General features: G+C 72.1%; 14 protein-coding genes. 6 read left to right on the top strand and 8 right to left on the bottom strand.

Annotation, left to right across the window (positions count from 1 at the left end):
• Window positions 1-69: 69 nt before the first annotated feature.
• Window positions 70-207: a hypothetical protein gene (locus OG811_RS11385; RefSeq protein WP_406074007.1), complete on the bottom strand. Its 138-nt coding sequence runs from the start codon at window positions 205-207 to the stop codon at window positions 70-72.
• Window positions 208-542: 335 nt separating this feature from the next.
• Between OG811_RS11385 and OG811_RS11380 the strand changes: the two genes are divergently transcribed.
• From OG811_RS11380 to OG811_RS11370, 3 genes are all read left to right on the top strand, one after another.
• Window positions 543-1,043, top strand: coding sequence for a cation:proton antiporter regulatory subunit (locus tag OG811_RS11380; RefSeq protein ID WP_406074006.1), 501 nt, complete (start codon window positions 543-545; stop codon window positions 1,041-1,043).
• A gap of 5 nt (window positions 1,044-1,048) precedes the next feature.
• Window positions 1,049-2,254: a cation:proton antiporter gene (locus OG811_RS11375; RefSeq protein WP_406074004.1), complete on the top strand. Its 1,206-nt coding sequence runs from the start codon at window positions 1,049-1,051 to the stop codon at window positions 2,252-2,254.
• 137 nt (window positions 2,255-2,391) lie between these two features.
• The gene (locus tag OG811_RS11370; protein ID WP_406074003.1) at window positions 2,392-2,823 is read left to right on the top strand and encodes a hypothetical protein; all 432 of its coding nucleotides are present in this window, start codon (window positions 2,392-2,394) and stop codon (window positions 2,821-2,823) included.
• A 202-nt stretch (window positions 2,824-3,025) separates the two neighbouring features.
• Here the strand turns inward: OG811_RS11370 and OG811_RS11365 are convergent, their stop codons facing one another.
• The 5 genes from OG811_RS11365 to dnaK form a co-directional block, all read right to left on the bottom strand.
• Window positions 3,026-3,220 carry a hypothetical protein gene (locus OG811_RS11365; protein WP_406074002.1) on the bottom strand — a complete coding sequence of 65 codons (195 nt, stop codon included), beginning with the start codon at window positions 3,218-3,220 and terminating at the stop codon, window positions 3,026-3,028.
• 137 nt (window positions 3,221-3,357) lie between these two features.
• Window positions 3,358-3,798, bottom strand: coding sequence for a heat shock protein transcriptional repressor HspR (locus OG811_RS11360; protein WP_406075660.1), 441 nt, complete (start codon window positions 3,796-3,798; stop codon window positions 3,358-3,360).
• A 30-nt stretch (window positions 3,799-3,828) separates the two neighbouring features.
• A complete protein-coding gene (gene dnaJ / locus OG811_RS11355) occupies window positions 3,829-5,004 on the bottom strand; it encodes a molecular chaperone DnaJ (protein ID WP_406074000.1) in 1,176 nt (391 codons plus the stop codon).
• A gap of 86 nt (window positions 5,005-5,090) precedes the next feature.
• Entirely contained in the window at window positions 5,091-5,849 is a 759-nt protein-coding gene (gene grpE / locus OG811_RS11350; RefSeq protein WP_406073998.1) for a nucleotide exchange factor GrpE, read from the bottom strand.
• Window positions 5,850-5,896: 47 nt separating this feature from the next.
• Window positions 5,897-7,756: a molecular chaperone DnaK gene (gene dnaK, locus OG811_RS11345; protein WP_406073996.1), complete on the bottom strand. Its 1,860-nt coding sequence runs from the start codon at window positions 7,754-7,756 to the stop codon at window positions 5,897-5,899.
• A gap of 221 nt (window positions 7,757-7,977) precedes the next feature.
• On the opposite strand from dnaK, the gene OG811_RS11340 reads away from it, so the two are divergent.
• From OG811_RS11340 to OG811_RS11330, 3 genes are read left to right on the top strand one after another with little or no spacing between them, the layout of a single operon-like run.
• Window positions 7,978-9,819 carry an ABC transporter gene (locus OG811_RS11340; RefSeq protein ID WP_406073994.1) on the top strand — a complete coding sequence of 614 codons (1,842 nt, stop codon included), beginning with the start codon at window positions 7,978-7,980 and terminating at the stop codon, window positions 9,817-9,819.
• The gene (locus tag OG811_RS11335) at window positions 9,816-11,501 is read left to right on the top strand and encodes a GTPase (protein WP_406073992.1); all 1,686 of its coding nucleotides are present in this window, start codon (window positions 9,816-9,818) and stop codon (window positions 11,499-11,501) included. Before OG811_RS11340 ends, OG811_RS11335 begins: the two co-directional genes overlap by 4 nt.
• A gap of 57 nt (window positions 11,502-11,558) precedes the next feature.
• Entirely contained in the window at window positions 11,559-12,782 is a 1,224-nt protein-coding gene (locus tag OG811_RS11330) for a hypothetical protein (RefSeq protein ID WP_406073991.1), read from the top strand.
• A 61-nt stretch (window positions 12,783-12,843) separates the two neighbouring features.
• Here OG811_RS11330 and OG811_RS11325 read toward each other — a convergent pair whose 3' ends face one another.
• Both OG811_RS11325 and OG811_RS11320 read right to left on the bottom strand, forming a co-directional pair.
• On the bottom strand, window positions 12,844-13,467 hold the full coding sequence (locus tag OG811_RS11325) for a phosphatase PAP2 family protein (protein WP_406073990.1): 624 nt from the start codon (window positions 13,465-13,467) through the stop codon (window positions 12,844-12,846).
• 65 nt (window positions 13,468-13,532) lie between these two features.
• On the bottom strand, window positions 13,533-14,372 hold the full coding sequence (locus OG811_RS11320; RefSeq protein WP_406073988.1) for a hypothetical protein: 840 nt from the start codon (window positions 14,370-14,372) through the stop codon (window positions 13,533-13,535).
• Window positions 14,373-14,765 lie beyond the last annotated feature (393 nt).

The following is a 14,765-nucleotide window of genomic DNA, read 5'->3' as shown; positions in this document are numbered from 1 at the left end:
GTTGTCCATCTGGGTTGGACACAACCAGAGTTGAGCGTATTCCGCTCAACCTTAGCTCTGTGACACCCATCACTCTCGGCGGCACCACCGCCAGTCGAACTCCCCCGCCGCCGGAGGCGGGCCGGGCAGCGGGTCCGCGGCCGGCACCGTCGACAGACCTGCGACGTCGAGGGCCGCGGTGACGTCGGCGGTCACTACGCCGCTCACCAGGCCACCGACGTGCTGGTCACCGACATCGCGACATCACCGAAACCGAGTCGATCAACCTTCCGTCGCGGCCTTACTGTCCGATTCGTCGAGGTAGGCGGGCGACGCAGGGGGTCTCATGGTCGGCACGCAGCACGCAGCGACGGCCACCGTCCAGCCGCTGGTCGCAGAAGACCCAGTGCCGCACCCCCTGGTCGTCCTCGGTGGAGACGGTGATCCCACCGCCCTGGACACCCCGAGGTCAGCGACATCGAGTGGATCTTGGCTGGGGACGCGCCTCGGGGGCGTGGCCTTCCAAGATCTGCGCTCTGTACGACAAGCGGTAGCCTTGGCGTGTGCGAGTACGTGTTGAACAGATTGCCCTACCCGGGATCGGGGTACGCCACGATCTGGTGACGGAGTCCGGACGCCGCCTGGGCGTGGTCTCCCACCGCAATGGCCGCCGTGATCTCGTCTTCTACGACCCCGACGATCCCGACGCCTGCCAGGCGGACATTCCGCTGACCGACGACGAGGCTGAGGCTCTGGCCGACATCCTCGGCGCGTCGCTGATGCTCGGTCAACTCTCCGGGCTCCGCGAACAGGCCGCCGGGCTGCTCACCGAGCAGATCGCCATCACGGCGGGGTCGCGGTACGTCAACCGCCAGCTCGGCGACACCAAGGCGCGTACCCGCACCAGCGCCTCCATCGTGGCGGTGCTGCGCGAAGGCGAAGTGATCGTCTCGCCACTCCCCTCCTTCCGCTTCGCGGCCGGTGACGTGGTGGTCGTTGTCGGGACCCGCAGGGGTCTCGACGGCGTGTCCGCCATCCTCGCCGACAGTGACCCGGACGGCTGAGGCGGATGCATGATTCCACCACTCTGCTCGTCGAAGTCGGCGCGCTGCTGCTGCTGCTTGGTGTCCTCGGCCGGCTCAGCCGCCGGGTAGGCCTCTCACCGATCCCTCTCTACCTGTTCGCCGGGCTGGCGTTCGGCGACGGCGGGTTGCTTCCGCTCGCCGCCAGCGAGGAGTTCTTCGCGGTCGGCGCCGAGATCGGCGTCATCCTGCTGCTGGTCATGCTCGGCCTGGAATACTCGGCCAACGAGTTGGTCGGCAACCTGCGCTCGGCGGCCCCGGCGGGGCTGATCGACGGCGTACTCAACGCGCTGCCGGGCGCGGGGTTCGCCCTGCTGCTCGGCTGGGACTGGGTGGCCGCCCTGGTGCTCGGCGGCATCACCTGGGTCTCCTCCTCCGGGGTCATCGCCAAGGTCCTCGCCGACCTGGGCCGACTCGGTAACCGGGAAACCCCGGTGATCCTCTCGGTCCTGGTGATCGAGGACCTGGCGATGGCGCTCTACCTCCCGCTGGTCACCGCCGTGCTGGCCGGCATCGGCCTGCTCGGCGGCGGCATCGCGCTCGCCGTTGCGGTGGGCACGGTACTGCTCGTGCTCTGGGTCGCCATCCGGTACGGCCATTTCATCTCGTCCGCCCTGTCCGCGAAGGATCCGGAGGCGCTGCTGCTCGGCGTACTCGGTCTGACCTTGCTGATCGCCGGCCTCGCGGCGAAGCTGCAGGTATCGGCGGCGGTCGGTGCGTTCCTGGTCGGAATCGCGCTCTCCGGTCCGGTGGCGCACCATGCGACCGAGTTGCTCTCCCCGCTTCGGGACCTGTTCGCGGCGGTGTTCTTCGTCTTCTTCGGCCTGGTCACCGACCCGGGGGACATCCCGCCGGTGCTGCTGCCGGCGCTCGCGTTGGCCGTGGTCACCATGGCGACGAAGACGCTCACCGGCTACCTCGCGGCCCGCCGGGTCGGCATCGCGGAACCCGGTCGATGGCGGGCCGGCCTGGCACTCGTACCCCGAGGTGAGTTCTCCATCGTCATCGCCGGGCTCGCGGTGGCCGCCGGGAGCGTCGAGCCGCAGTTGGCCGCGCTGGCCGCGACGTACGTCCTGATCACCGTGGTGACCGGACCGATTCTGGCCCGGCTGCCGGACTTCCCGTGGTTCAAGCGGTGGTTGCGCAACCGTGCGGCGGCTCAGCGGCCGGCGCCGGTGCCGATCCACGACTGACGATCCCCGACCAATGGTTGCTGAATTGCTCCCCACGGGGACTACCGCAGCACCCGGCGGCGGGTTACCGTTTCGCCCCAGCAGCCAGGGTCCGCAGGCAGCCAGTGCCAACGTGGGCGAGATCGGGAGGTTGGCCGGTGAGCGTGCAGGAGTCGACGTTCCACGGCTTCGCCAACCCCGTCGATCCGACTCCGGCGGAGTTGCGAGCTTGGGCGTACCAGCCCGATTCGGTGCCGTTGTCCTCGATGCCACCCGACTGGGACCTGCTGGTCTCCGGTGACCGACTGGTGTTGACACTCTTTGAGTTGGCGATGGATCCGACCTGCCCCGCCCGGCGTTTCGCGCTGCACTGCCTCTACATCTACGCGGCCGACGGCATCCGGACGAACTTCCGCGCCCATCCCAAGCGCCGCTTCCGCAAGATCGTCGAGCAGGCCGAGCGTGACGGCGACGAGCTGATGAAGATCTGGGCGCACAACGGCAGGGTGCTGCTGGCCCGACCGGATCTTTTCGTCTACCGGGACTGGTGCGAAGGCGGCCTGGTCCGGGAGAACCGCCGCCTCGGCTGAGGCTGATGTCGCAGACGGTTCACGGGGTCGCGGCCCCGGCGCGACAGAGCCGGACCCGCAGCGTGATGTCGTAGACGATTCAGCTCCAAAGGACTGCCGGGCCGGGACCCCCGCCCTGGTGCCACCCGCGCCCGGCCCGCACACACGAACGGCGAACGGGCCGGGACCCCCCGTGGGTCCCGGCCCGCACGTCGGTCACCGGTCAGTCCTGCTGCCGTTCGATCTTGGCCGGGCCCTTGTCGCCGCCCTTGTCGCCCTGTTCGGCGAACCGGCCCTCGACGACCCGGTCCCGGTAGGTCCCCTTGGTCACCTTGTTGAACTTCTCGCGGACGGTTTCGGCCAGGCTTTCCAACCGGTCCTCCGTCTGCTGGGCCACCGTCTTTTCCGGCTCCGTCATCGCTCCCCCTCGCCATGCCGGCAGGTCCGGATTGAGCCGATTGGACCCGTATCGACAGGCTAACCGAAGCGGCCCGGACCGCGCCGGGGATTCCGGTGCGGTCCGGGCCGAGGAAACAGATCCGGGTGAGTGGCAGGTCAGCGATCGGGCGTCCGGCCGGGTCGCCAGACCACCAGCGCGGTGGACGTGCGGTTGGTCGGCACCAGATCACGGCCCGGGAAGCGGGCCAGCGACTCCAGCTCGGCCACCCGGCGGTACGCGGCGTCCAGCTCGGCCTCCAGCCGGGCCACCCGCTGCTGCGCCTGCTCCAGCAGCCGCTCCAGCCCGATGATCCGCTTGACGCCGGCCAGGTTGATCCCGTCGTCCTGGCTGAGCCGCTGCACCTCGCGCAGCAGCACCACGTCGCGGACGCTGTACCGACGCCCGCCGCCAGCGGCCCGGCCGGGCTGCACCAGCCCCAGCCGGTCGTACTGGCGCAAGGTCTGTGGGTGCATCCCCGCCATCCGGGCCGCAACCGAGATCATCAGCACCTTGGCCTCGTAGGCAGGGTCGCCCGAACCGAGGAACTCGCCCGACATCCCGCTCACCTCCGCGTCCATTCCACCGGACTAACTGACCCGACGCACCCGCGCGTCGAGATGTTCCCGAGCGGCCGGGGGGCTCTGCTCGGCGAACGCCTCCAGCGCCGTGCGCGCCTCGTCCGACAACCGGGCCGGGACCACCACGTCCAACGTGACCAGCAGGTCACCGGCCTGCCCGTCGCGGCGGACCACACCCTTGCCCCGGGCCCGCAGCACCCGCCCGCTCGGCGTCCCCGGCGGAACCCGCAGGGTCATCGCGCCGTCGAGCGTGGGCACCCGCAGGTCCGTGCCGAGCACGGCCTCCGCGAAGGTGACCGGCACGGTCAGCGTCAGGTCGTCACCGGTACGCCCAAACAGCTCGTCCGGCCGAACCTTGACGTGCACGAACAGATCACCAGCCGGGCCGCCGCGCTCGCCTGGCTCACCGCGCCCGGCCAGCCGGATGCGCTGACCGTCGGACACCCCGGCCGGGATTCGCACGTTCATGGTGCGGGTCTTGGTGACGCCGCCGGTGCCCTGGCACTCCGGGCACTTCTCCTCGACCACGGTGCCGACGCCCTGGCAGTTGCGGCACGGCTCGGAGAAGCTGAACGACCCCTGGTTGCGGGTGGTCACGCCAGCACCGTGGCAGACCTGGCAGGTACGCGGCTGGGTGCCCGGCTTGGCCCCGTTGCCGTGGCAGGTTTCGCAGACTCCGGGCGCGCGCAGCGTCAGGGGCAGCGTCACCCCGCGTACCGCGTCACCGAAGTCCAGCGCCACTTCGGTCTCGACGTCGCGGCCACGGGCCGGACCGCGCGGTGCGGCCTGCCCACCGGCCTGACCGCCGGTGAAGATCGAGCTGAACAGGTCCTGGAAGCCGGTGCCTCCGAAGCGACGGTCGCCGCCCCCGCCGCCGCCGAACATGTCGGAGACGTCGAACGGCACGCCACCCGGCTGGCCCCCGGCGTTGCGCCGGAACGCGCCCGAGCCGAACAGCGAGCGCATCTCGTCGTACTCGCGGCGGCGGCCGGCGTCCGACAGCACGTTGTACGCCTCGGACGCGGCCTTGAACCGCTCCTCGGCCTTCGGGTCGCCCGGGTTGTGGTCCGGGTGCGACTCACGGGCCAGCTTGCGGTACGTCTTCTTGATGTCATCCGCGGAGGCGGCCTTGTCCACGCCGAGCACGGCGTAGAAGTCCTTTTCGATCCAGTCCTTCGAACTCACCGGTCCACCCCCTTCCGACCGTCATGGCCCGGGCCGTTCCGCCCACCGCTGCGCGGTGGGCGGAACGGCCCGGTCACTGTCTCGCACTATTCCGGGTCCGCGACCGCGACCAGCGCGGGGCGCAACAGCCGCTCACCGAGCTGGTAGCCGCGCCGCATGACCGTTACGCAGGTCGGCTCGCTGACCTCGGCCGAGGTCTGATGCGCGACCGCCTCGTGCCGGGTCGGGTCGAACGGGTCGCCCTCCTCGCCGAAGACGTTCAGGCCGAACTTGCCGAGCGCGGTGATGAGCTGTTCCGCCACCGCCCCGAACGGCCCGACCAGGTCGCCATGTTCCCGGGCCCGGTCCAGGTCGTCCAGGATCGGCAGCAGCGCGGCCAGCACCGAGCCGGTCGCCTGCTCCTGCACCAGGTTGCGGTCCCGATCGACCCGCTTGCGGTAGTTGGCGTACTCCGCCGACACCCGCTGCAGATCCCTGGTCCGCTCGTCCAGGTCGGCCCGGAGCCCCTCCAACTCGGCGCCGAGCGAGGTGCCCGTGCCGCCGCCGTCCACCGGCTGCGCCGGGGCGTCCACCACCGGCGGACCGGACGACTCCGGACCGTCGGTGGAGTTGACCTCGACCTCGATCTCGTCGACCACGACCTCGGCGTCCTCGACCAGGCCCTCGGCTGGCACGCCGATCTCCGCGTCGGCGGCGGCGCCCTCCGGCTCAGAGGTGTCGACGAGCTTGCGGTTGTTGCGGATGACGACCCGCTCCCCGTTGCCGGTGGTCGGCTCCGTGGGCGCGGAGCCACCCGGCGCCGACGCGGTGTCGCCCGGGTCGGCGGCTCGCGGCTTCTGCGTCATGCGGCTACCTCATCCCTTCGCCGTGGATACGTGTCGGAGGCCGATGGTCACTTCTTGCCGTCCTCGTCCACGATCTCCGCGTCGACCACGTCGTCGGCGCCGCCGGCCTGTGCACCGGTCGCGCCGGTCGCACCCGGGCCCGGCTCGCCGCCCGGCTGCTGACCCTGCTCGGCCTGAGCCGAGTAGAGCAGCGAACCGGCCTGCTGGGAGACCTGCGCCAGCCGCTCGTGCGCGGACTTGATCTTTTCGATGTCCTGACCGCCGAGGGCACCGCGCAGCTCACCGAGCGCCTCGTTGAGCTGCTCCCGGTTTTCACTGGGCAGCTTGTCGCCGCTCTCGGCGAGGAACTTCTCGGTCTGCCACTGGAGCGCCTCGGCCACGTTGCGGGTCTCGGCGTCGTCGCGGCGGCGCTTGTCCTCCTCCGCGTGCTCCTCGGCGTCCCGGCGCATCCGCTCGATGTCGTCCTTCGGCAGCGAGGAGCCGCCGGTGATCGTCATCTTCTGTTCCTTGCCGGTGCCCAGGTCCTTGGCGTGCACGTTGACGATGCCGTTGGCGTCGATGTCGAAGGCGACCTCGATCTGCGGCACGCCGCGCGGCGCCGGCGGGAGGCCGGTCAGCTCGAAGGTCCCGAGCTTCTTGTTGTAGGCCGCGATCTCCCGCTCACCCTGGAAGACCTGGATCAGCACCGACGGCTGGTTGTCGTCCGCCGTGGTGAAGACCTCGGAGCGCTTCGTCGGGATCGTGGTGTTGCGCTCGATCAGCTTGGTGAAGATGCCGCCCTTGGTCTCGATGCCCAGGCTCAGCGGGGTCACATCGAGCAGCAGGACGTCCTTGACCTCACCCTTCAGCACGCCGGCCTGAAGGGCGGCACCGACGGCGACGACCTCGTCCGGGTTGACGCCCTTGTTCGGGTCGCTGCCGGTGAGCTGCTTGACCAGGTCGGTCACGGCGGGCATCCGGGTCGAACCGCCGACCAGGATCACGTGCTCGACATCGGAGATCTTGATCCCGGCGTCCTTCACGGCCTGCTCGAACGGGACCTTGCAGCGGTCCAGCAGGTCCTGCGTCATCCGCTGGAACTCGGCGCGGCTGAGCGACACGTCCAGGTGCAGCGGGCCGGCCGCGCCGGCGGTGATGTACGGCAGGTTGATGTTGGTGGTGGTGGCGGCGGACAGCTCGATCTTGGCCTTCTCGGCGGCCTCACGGAGCCGCTGGAGGGCCATCTTGTCCTGGCCGAGGTCGATGCCGTGCTCACCACGGAACGTCTTCACCAGGTGGTCGATGATCCGCTGGTCCCAGTCGTCGCCGCCGAGCTGGTTGTCACCGCTGGTCGACTTGACCTCCACGACGCCCTCGGCCAGCTCCAGCAGCGACACGTCGAAGGTGCCGCCGCCGAGGTCGAAGACCAGGACGGTCTGCTCCTTGGCGCCCTTGTCCAGCCCGTACGCCAGGGCGGCCGCGGTCGGCTCGTTGACGATCCGCAGCACGTTGAAGCCGGCGATCTCACCGGCCTCCTTGGTGGCCTGACGCTGGCTGTCGTTGAAGTAGGCCGGAACGGTGATCACCGCGTCGGTGATCTGCTCGCCCAGGTATGCCTCGGCGTCCCGCTTGAGCTTCATCAGCGTCCGGGCCGAGATTTCCTGCGGGGTGTACTTCTTGCCGTCGATGTCGACGGACCAGTTCGTGCCAACCTCGCGCTTGACCGACCGGATCGTCCGGTCCGGGTTGGTCACCGCCTGGCGCTTGGCGACCTCACCGACGAGCACCTCGCCGTTGCGGGCGAACGCGACGATCGACGGAGTCGTCCGCGACCCCTCAGCGTTGGCGATGACGGTGGGCTCACCGCCCTCGAGAACGCTGACGCAGGAGTTCGTCGTGCCGAGGTCGATACCGACCGCACGTGCCATGTTCGCTTCCTCGCTTCGTAAGGTTGTGCAGGTGACGGGCATTGCCCGCGGGCTGCCTGGCGAGCGCCGCCCGCAGCGGGCCCCACCACAAGTTGAGTGAACTTGACTCAATAGTGCCACGCCCTGGCGAATCGTCAAGTTGAGTTGAGTCAACCCGACGCAACCCACCCGTTATTACCGTCCGGTTGTCTTCTCTTGCATCGGTCGGGCACGCTTTAGCGGTGACGACGCACGGCGATCCCGCCACCCGTTCCGGCGCGCCCGCCGTCGCAGCCCGCACCGGCCCGCCGGACGCCGCGGGGAAGTTGCCCGCCACCACCGGGGACGGCAGCTTCTCCGGTGCGCTGTCGGGCCTCCGGGAGGCGATCGGCGCGACCCGGTATCCCCTCGCACTGCCCTCTGCCGGCCCCGCCCGGCACACCGCCACCGCCCTCACCGACCAGCTCGACGACTACCTGCTGCCCCGGCTCGCCCGGCTGGACGCCCCCCTGCTCGTGGTCGTCGGCGGCTCGACCGGCGCGGGCAAGTCGACCCTGGTCAACAGCCTGGTCAAGGCCCGGGTCAGCGCGGCTGGCGTGCTCCGGCCGACCACCCGCTCCCCGGTGCTGGTCTGCAACCCGTCCGACTCGGCCTGGTTCCGGCAGGGTGACCTGCTGCCCGGGCTGACCCGCACCACCGAGCCGAGCGAAGATCCGCGCGCTCTGCACCTCGTCACCGCCCCGGCCCTGCCCGCCGGGCTGGCCTTCCTCGACGCGCCCGACATCGACTCGGTGGTCGACGCCAACCGGGCGCTCGCCACCCAGTTGCTGGCCGCCGCCGATCTCTGGCTCTTCGTCACCACCGCCGCCCGGTACGCCGACGCGGTGCCCTGGGAGCTGCTGCGCAGCGCCCGGGCGCGAGGCGCGGTGATCGCCATGGTGCTGGACCGGGTGCCCGCGGAGGCCACCGACGAGATCGCCGCGCACCTGGCCGAGATGCTCGCCGAACAGGACCTCGGCCGGGCGCCGCTGTTCGTGCTGCCCGAGACCTGGGTCGACGGTCAGGGGCTGCTGCCCGAGGGGGTGACCGCATCGTTGGCCGACTGGTTCGGTCGGTTGGCCGCCGATTCGGACGCGCGGGCGGCGGTGGTCCGGCAGACGCTGGACGGGGCGCTGGCCGCGCTCCACCCCGCCGTCGAGGAGTTGGCCGACGCCGCCGACGAGCAGGTCGTCGCCGCCGACGGGCTGGACGAACGGGTCCGGACCGCGTACCGGGGTGCCGAGCGCACCGTCGAGCAGGGGCTTCAGGACGGCCGCCTGCTCCGCGGTGAGGTGCTCGCCCGCTGGCAGGAGTTCGTCGGCACCGGGGAGTTCTTCCGCACTCTGGAGGCACGGATCGGCCGCCTCCGGGACCGGGTCGTGGCCGCTGTCACCGGCCGGCCGGCCCCCGCCGTCGAGCTGCGCAACGCCATCGAGTCGCAGTTGGTGACGCTGCTACGCGGAGTGGCCGCGGAGGCCGCCGAATCCGCGTACACCGGGTGGAAGGCACACCCGGCGGGCGCTGGGCTGCTCGACCCGGCGCTCGCCCACCCGAGCGACGACCTACCTGAACGCGCCGAACGAATGGTCCGGGACTGGCAGCGCGGGGTGCTGGAACTGGTCCGCGACGAGGGCGCCGACAAGCGGTTCGTGGCCCGCACCGCCGCGTACGCGGTCAACGCCACCGGGCTGGCCGTGATGATCGCCGTCTTTGCCTCCACCGCCTTCATCCCGACCGGGCTGGAGGTGGCCACCGGTGCCGGCACCACGGTTGCCGCGCAGGCCGTACTCCAGGCGATCTTCGGCGACCAGGCGGTGCGTACCCTCGCCGACAAGGCCCGCGCCGACCTGCTGGACCGGGTGCGGACGCTGCTCGGCGCGGAGGCCGACCGCTTTTTGAGCCGCACCGCCGACGCCCGCCCCGCCGCGGACGCCGGCGACGGGCTGCGCCGGGCCGCCGGCCGGGTCGAGCTGGCCCGGCACCGCAGCGGCCTGTCCGCTGGCGGCGACACCCGGCCGACCGCCGACGAGGAGGGCTCCCGGTGACCGGGATCACCGGCCGGGTACGCGAGGCGTTCCGCGGGGACCAGCGGGTCGACGCCGACGCGCTGATCGCCCGACTGGACGCGGTACGCCGGTTCCTGACCGCGGTGGACGGCCTGCTGCCGGACGCCGAGCTGGTGCCCGCCCACACTCTGGTCGAGCGGGCCGGCACCCGGCTCGCGCTGTCCCGGGACCACACCGTGGTCGCCCTGGCCGGGGCCACCGGCAGTGGCAAGTCCAGCCTCTTCAACGCGTTGGCCCAGCTGGAGCTCTCGCCGGTCGGTGTCCGCCGGCCGACCACCGGCGTCACCCACGCCTGCGTGTGGGGGGCCCTGGAGGGCGCCAACCGTCTGCTCGACTGGATCGGCGTGCTGCCCCGACACCGCTTCGTCCGGGAGAGCGCCCTCGACGCGGACGACGAGACGGCGCTGCACGGGCTGATCCTGCTCGACCTGCCCGACTTCGACTCGGTGCAGCGGTCCCACCGACTTGAGGTGGACCGTCTCCTCGGCCTGGTCGACCAGGTGGTCTGGGTGGTCGACCCGCAGAAGTACGCCGATCGGGTCATCCACGACAGCTACCTACGCGAGTTCCACCGGCACCGCGACGTCACCCTTGTCGTGCTCAACCAGTCCGACCGGCTGCCCCCGGCCGAGTTGCCCCGGGTCCTGGACGACCTGCGCCGACTGCTCGACACGGACGGGCTGACCGATGTGCCCCTGCTGTCCACCACCGCCACCGACCCGGCCGGGATGGTCGGGCTGCGCAGCGCGCTGGAGCGTACGGTCGCCGAGCGGCAGGCCGCGCTGCGCCGGCTCGCCGGTGACGTCGACACGGTTGTCGTCGGGTTGGACGAGTTGGTCGGCTCGGCCCGGCCGGCGGGTGGGCCGGATGACTCAGCCGTCAACGGACTGAACCGGGCGTTGGCCGGGGCGGCCGGGGTGCCCACGGTCACCGCGTCCGTGGAGCAGGCGTACCGGCACCGGGCCGGCGCGGCCACCGGCTGGCCCGTGGTCCGGGGCTGGCGGCGGTTGCGACCCGACCCGCTGCGTCGGCTGCACCTGCCCGGCCCGACCGGCGACCAGGCTGACCCGGCGGAGAGCCTGGTCGCGGCCACCTCGGTACCGGACCCGACGGCTGCCCAGCGCTCGGCACTCGGCCTCGCGATCCGCGCGGTGGCCGACCGGGCCGCCGCCGACCTGCCCGCCGCCTGGCCCGGCGCGGTGACCTCCGCCGCCCGGTCCCGCCTCGGCGACCTGCCGGACGCTCTGGACCGCACGATCGCCGGCACCGACCTCGGCCTTGGTCGTCGACCGGTGTGGTGGCGGGTGGTCGGCGGGGTGCAGTGGTTGGTCACCCTGGCCGCCGTGATCGGGCTGGGCTGGCTGGTGCTCGGCTACGCGCTGCGGGCGCTCGGCCTGCCCGCACTGGACAACCCGATGGTCGGTCAGGTGCCACTGCCCACCGTGCTGCTTCTCGGCGGCCTGCTGGCCGGGCTGCTGGTGGCGGCGCTGACCCGGCCGGTGGTGCGCTGGGCCGCTCGCCGCGCCCGTTACCGCGCCGAGCAGCGGCTGACGGCGAAGGTCGCCCGGGTGGGCGAGGAGTACGTGCTGACGCCGGTGCGGATCGTGCTCGGCTCGTACGCGCAGGCACGCGACGCGCTGCGGGACGCCGCCCGCCGCTGACGGCCCGCCCGGCTCGCTACCGCTCTCCGTACCCCCGTGGCGGCGTAGGGTCGGAGCATGGCCACGCCTCAGACCCCCTACGACGCGGTGCTGCACGCCGCACGCGACGTGACCAAGCTGGAGTCCGCCCTCGACGCCGAGATGCTCGGCAGCGCGCTGCTGGGCAGTGTCTACGCAATCGCGGAGACCGACCGCGACACCGCCGTACGGGAGTTCGTCACCGGGTTCCTCGCTGCCACCGCCCGCCGCCGGATCGCGGCGGCGACCACGATCCGGCAGGTCTTCGCCGCGCTCGTCCCGGACGCCGTGGGCACCGAGCGGGTGCGTCCGGCCAGCCAGGCGCCCGCCTGGTCCGGTCAGCTCGGTCGGGTGCACCTCACCGGCACCTGGGCGTACGGCGATGTGTACGGCGACCAGACCTCCTACCTCGCCACCTTCGCCTACGACGACGCGTCCGGCGGCTCCGAGCACGCGCTGGTGGCCCTGGTGGACCACAACATCGGGATCACCAAGGACATCTTCGTGGGCGGGCCGGCGGAACGAATCCTGGACCAGGTTCGACAGATGTGCGCCGACGATGAGCTGACCTGGTTCCGTTCCGAGAATCCGGCCCGGCTGCGCGGCGAGGTGGCCCGCCACCTCGCGGTGACTGATGACCTGGGCGAATTGCCCGGCGAGGGCTCGCTCGCCACCGACCGGGCGCTGGTCGGCGCCCGACTGGCGATGCTGCCCACCGCGGCCAACCCGACCGTCCCGGCGGAGGTCGAGCCGCTCTCCGCTGCCGAGCGCACCGACCAGGTCCGACGGTTCCTGGCCTCGCCGGAGGCCACCCGTTTCGGGCTGGACGCCGTCGACGGCCCGGAGTTGGCGTCGCTGCACTTCTGCCTGAGCCTGCTGCTGGACCACTCGGCGACCTTCCCCGACGCGGACCCGATGCGCTGGAGCCCCGCGGTGTCCGGGCTCTTCCTGCTCGACTGGGTGCACCGCCGCGCGGTGCTGGACATGGACGACGCGGCGATGCTGCCGCGGGTGCTGCGCGCCTGGGCGCGGTACGCGTCGCGCCAACGCGGGCTGCCCGAGGCGGCGGCGACGCGCACCGACGAGGCGATCGAGGAGATGGTGCCGGAGTTCGCCCGCCTCTACTCGACGGGTGAGCGGCGCAGCGCGGCCACCGCCGCGGTGGCGCAGCTGATGGCCGACGGGGTGGACCCGGACGACCCGGCCGCGCTGGACGCGTGGATCGAGGCGAACCGGCACCGCCTCGCCGACGACGGGGCCTGACGACATCCGGGCCGGGCGGCACCACGCCGCCCGGCCCTCGGGCCCGCCCAGGGCCGGTGTCCTAGCGGAGCAGGCCGAAGACCACTGCGGCGATCAGCGCGCCGAGCACACCACCGGCCAGCACCTGCGGCACCGTGTGGTCCCTCAGCCGCACCCTGGACCAGCCGACCAACGCCAGCAGCGGCACGGCGACGACCAGCAGGGCCCCGAAGGTCAGCATCAGGATGACCAGCGTGCCGCCGGCCACCGCCGAGTGGATCGAGATCTTCCACCAGTGGCTCACCGACACGGCGACCACGAGGCCGACCAGCCCGGCCACCGCCAGCGCCAGCACCGGACGGGGCGCACCGAGCACGGCGAGCAGCGCGAGCCCTGCCGCGACCGAACCGAGGCCGACCAGCAGCGGCGCCCGGCGCTGGTCCCGACGGCCGACATGGTGGTCGGTGAGCCGACCACGGCGTACCCCGCCGACGATGTAGGCGAACGGGATGCCGGTGACGAAGAGCGTGGCGAGCAGACCCCAGACAAGGCCCTGACCTGGGCGGCGTGCGCTGTGCCAGCTCACGGTGATGATCAGCAGCGACACGAGCACGGCCGGTGCGGTCACCTCGGTGACCAGCCGGGCTACCCGCAACCCTGGGCCGGCCCGGGTGGTGACCGGGCGGAGTTCCGCACCGCCGCCCACGCCACCCCCTCCGGTACGCGTCTACCGCCGAACACCGCCGGCACCGGATGGGCCGCGCCTGATCGTCACCGTACCGCCGGGGACACCGTGGAATGCGTCGGTCCGGCCGGCGGCGCCAGTCCGACCGTGGGCGTCGGAGCGACGGGCCGAGGCGACGGGACTGCTCGGCTGGGCCCGCTGGTCGGCGCAGCGGGGGTGGCGGTCGGCCCGGGTGTGGTGGCCGGCGCGGACAGGGTGCTGGTCGGCACGGCGGTCGCAGTCGAGGCGTCCGTCGGCGTGGGCGTGGGACCCAGCGTCGGATCCAGCGTGGGCGTCGGGTCCAGCGTCAGGGTCGGGGTCGGGCCGGGGTCCGTCGGATCCGGGTCCGTCGGATCCGGGTCCGGCGGGTCGGTCGGGTCCGGCGGGTTGGTCGGGCCGGGGCCAGGGTCGGTCGGCGGCGGCGGGGGGACGGCCGGCGAGGTGCCCCGGGTGGGCTTCGGTGCCAGCGGCGGGTAGGTCACCCGCTGGGCGGGCCTCTGGTCGGCCGCAACGGGCCCTCCCGGCGTACGCCGACCAGCGGCGGGCAGCCAGCCGCTGGTCGGGCCGACACTGGGTGTGCGCGGCGGGAGCGCCGGCTGGCTGGTCACCGGCAGCGGAATCACCACCGGCCCGACCGACGGAGTGGGGATGAACGGGGTGCTGCTGTCCGGCAGTGCGGTGCTGCCCGGGGTGGCCGAGCCCACGCTGATCGCGGCGAGGATGGGCATCGACGCGGTGCCAGCCAGCAGTGCGACGGTGAGCAGGTAACCCCGGGAGGGGCCGCCTGCGCCAAGAGCACGGTGGACGCCGACCACCCGGCGGTAGCCGCCGGCCGACCGGTGCCGGCCGAGCGCTGGTGTGCCGGGACCGTCACCTGGCTCGTGCACCGCACACCCCTTGTCGTTGACCGTCGGCGGACATGGAGGGACGCCGCCAGCCAGGAAGCCGGCAATTAACCCGATAGGCGCGATCCTGCGGGAATTAGCCTTACGCAGTCACCCTGCGTCAGCCAACCTCCACCGCGTGTCGACACGCGGTGCTGACCGAACGGTGACAAATCATCGTCGGAACGCCCCGGGGACGCAGGCCGGCATGATGGCGACAAACGACGTCAAAGCGTGGGCGGTCGGAATGCAGGGCAGGCGTACTGTGGGCGCGCTCACCTGCTCTGCGAATATGGAGCATGACGGCAACGCAGCCGTGACCTCCGCGCACCCTCGCGGCAGGCGCGGTTGAACGCCGGCGCTCCCCGATCCGGGTTCGGCCAGAACCCGGCTCAC

The organism is Micromonospora sp. NBC_01638, assembly GCF_045209745.1.
Classification (GTDB): Bacteria; Actinomycetota; Actinomycetes; order Mycobacteriales; family Micromonosporaceae; genus Micromonospora.
Note: the sequence above shows the minus strand (reverse complement) of the source record. Positions and strands in the feature narration are given on the sequence as shown.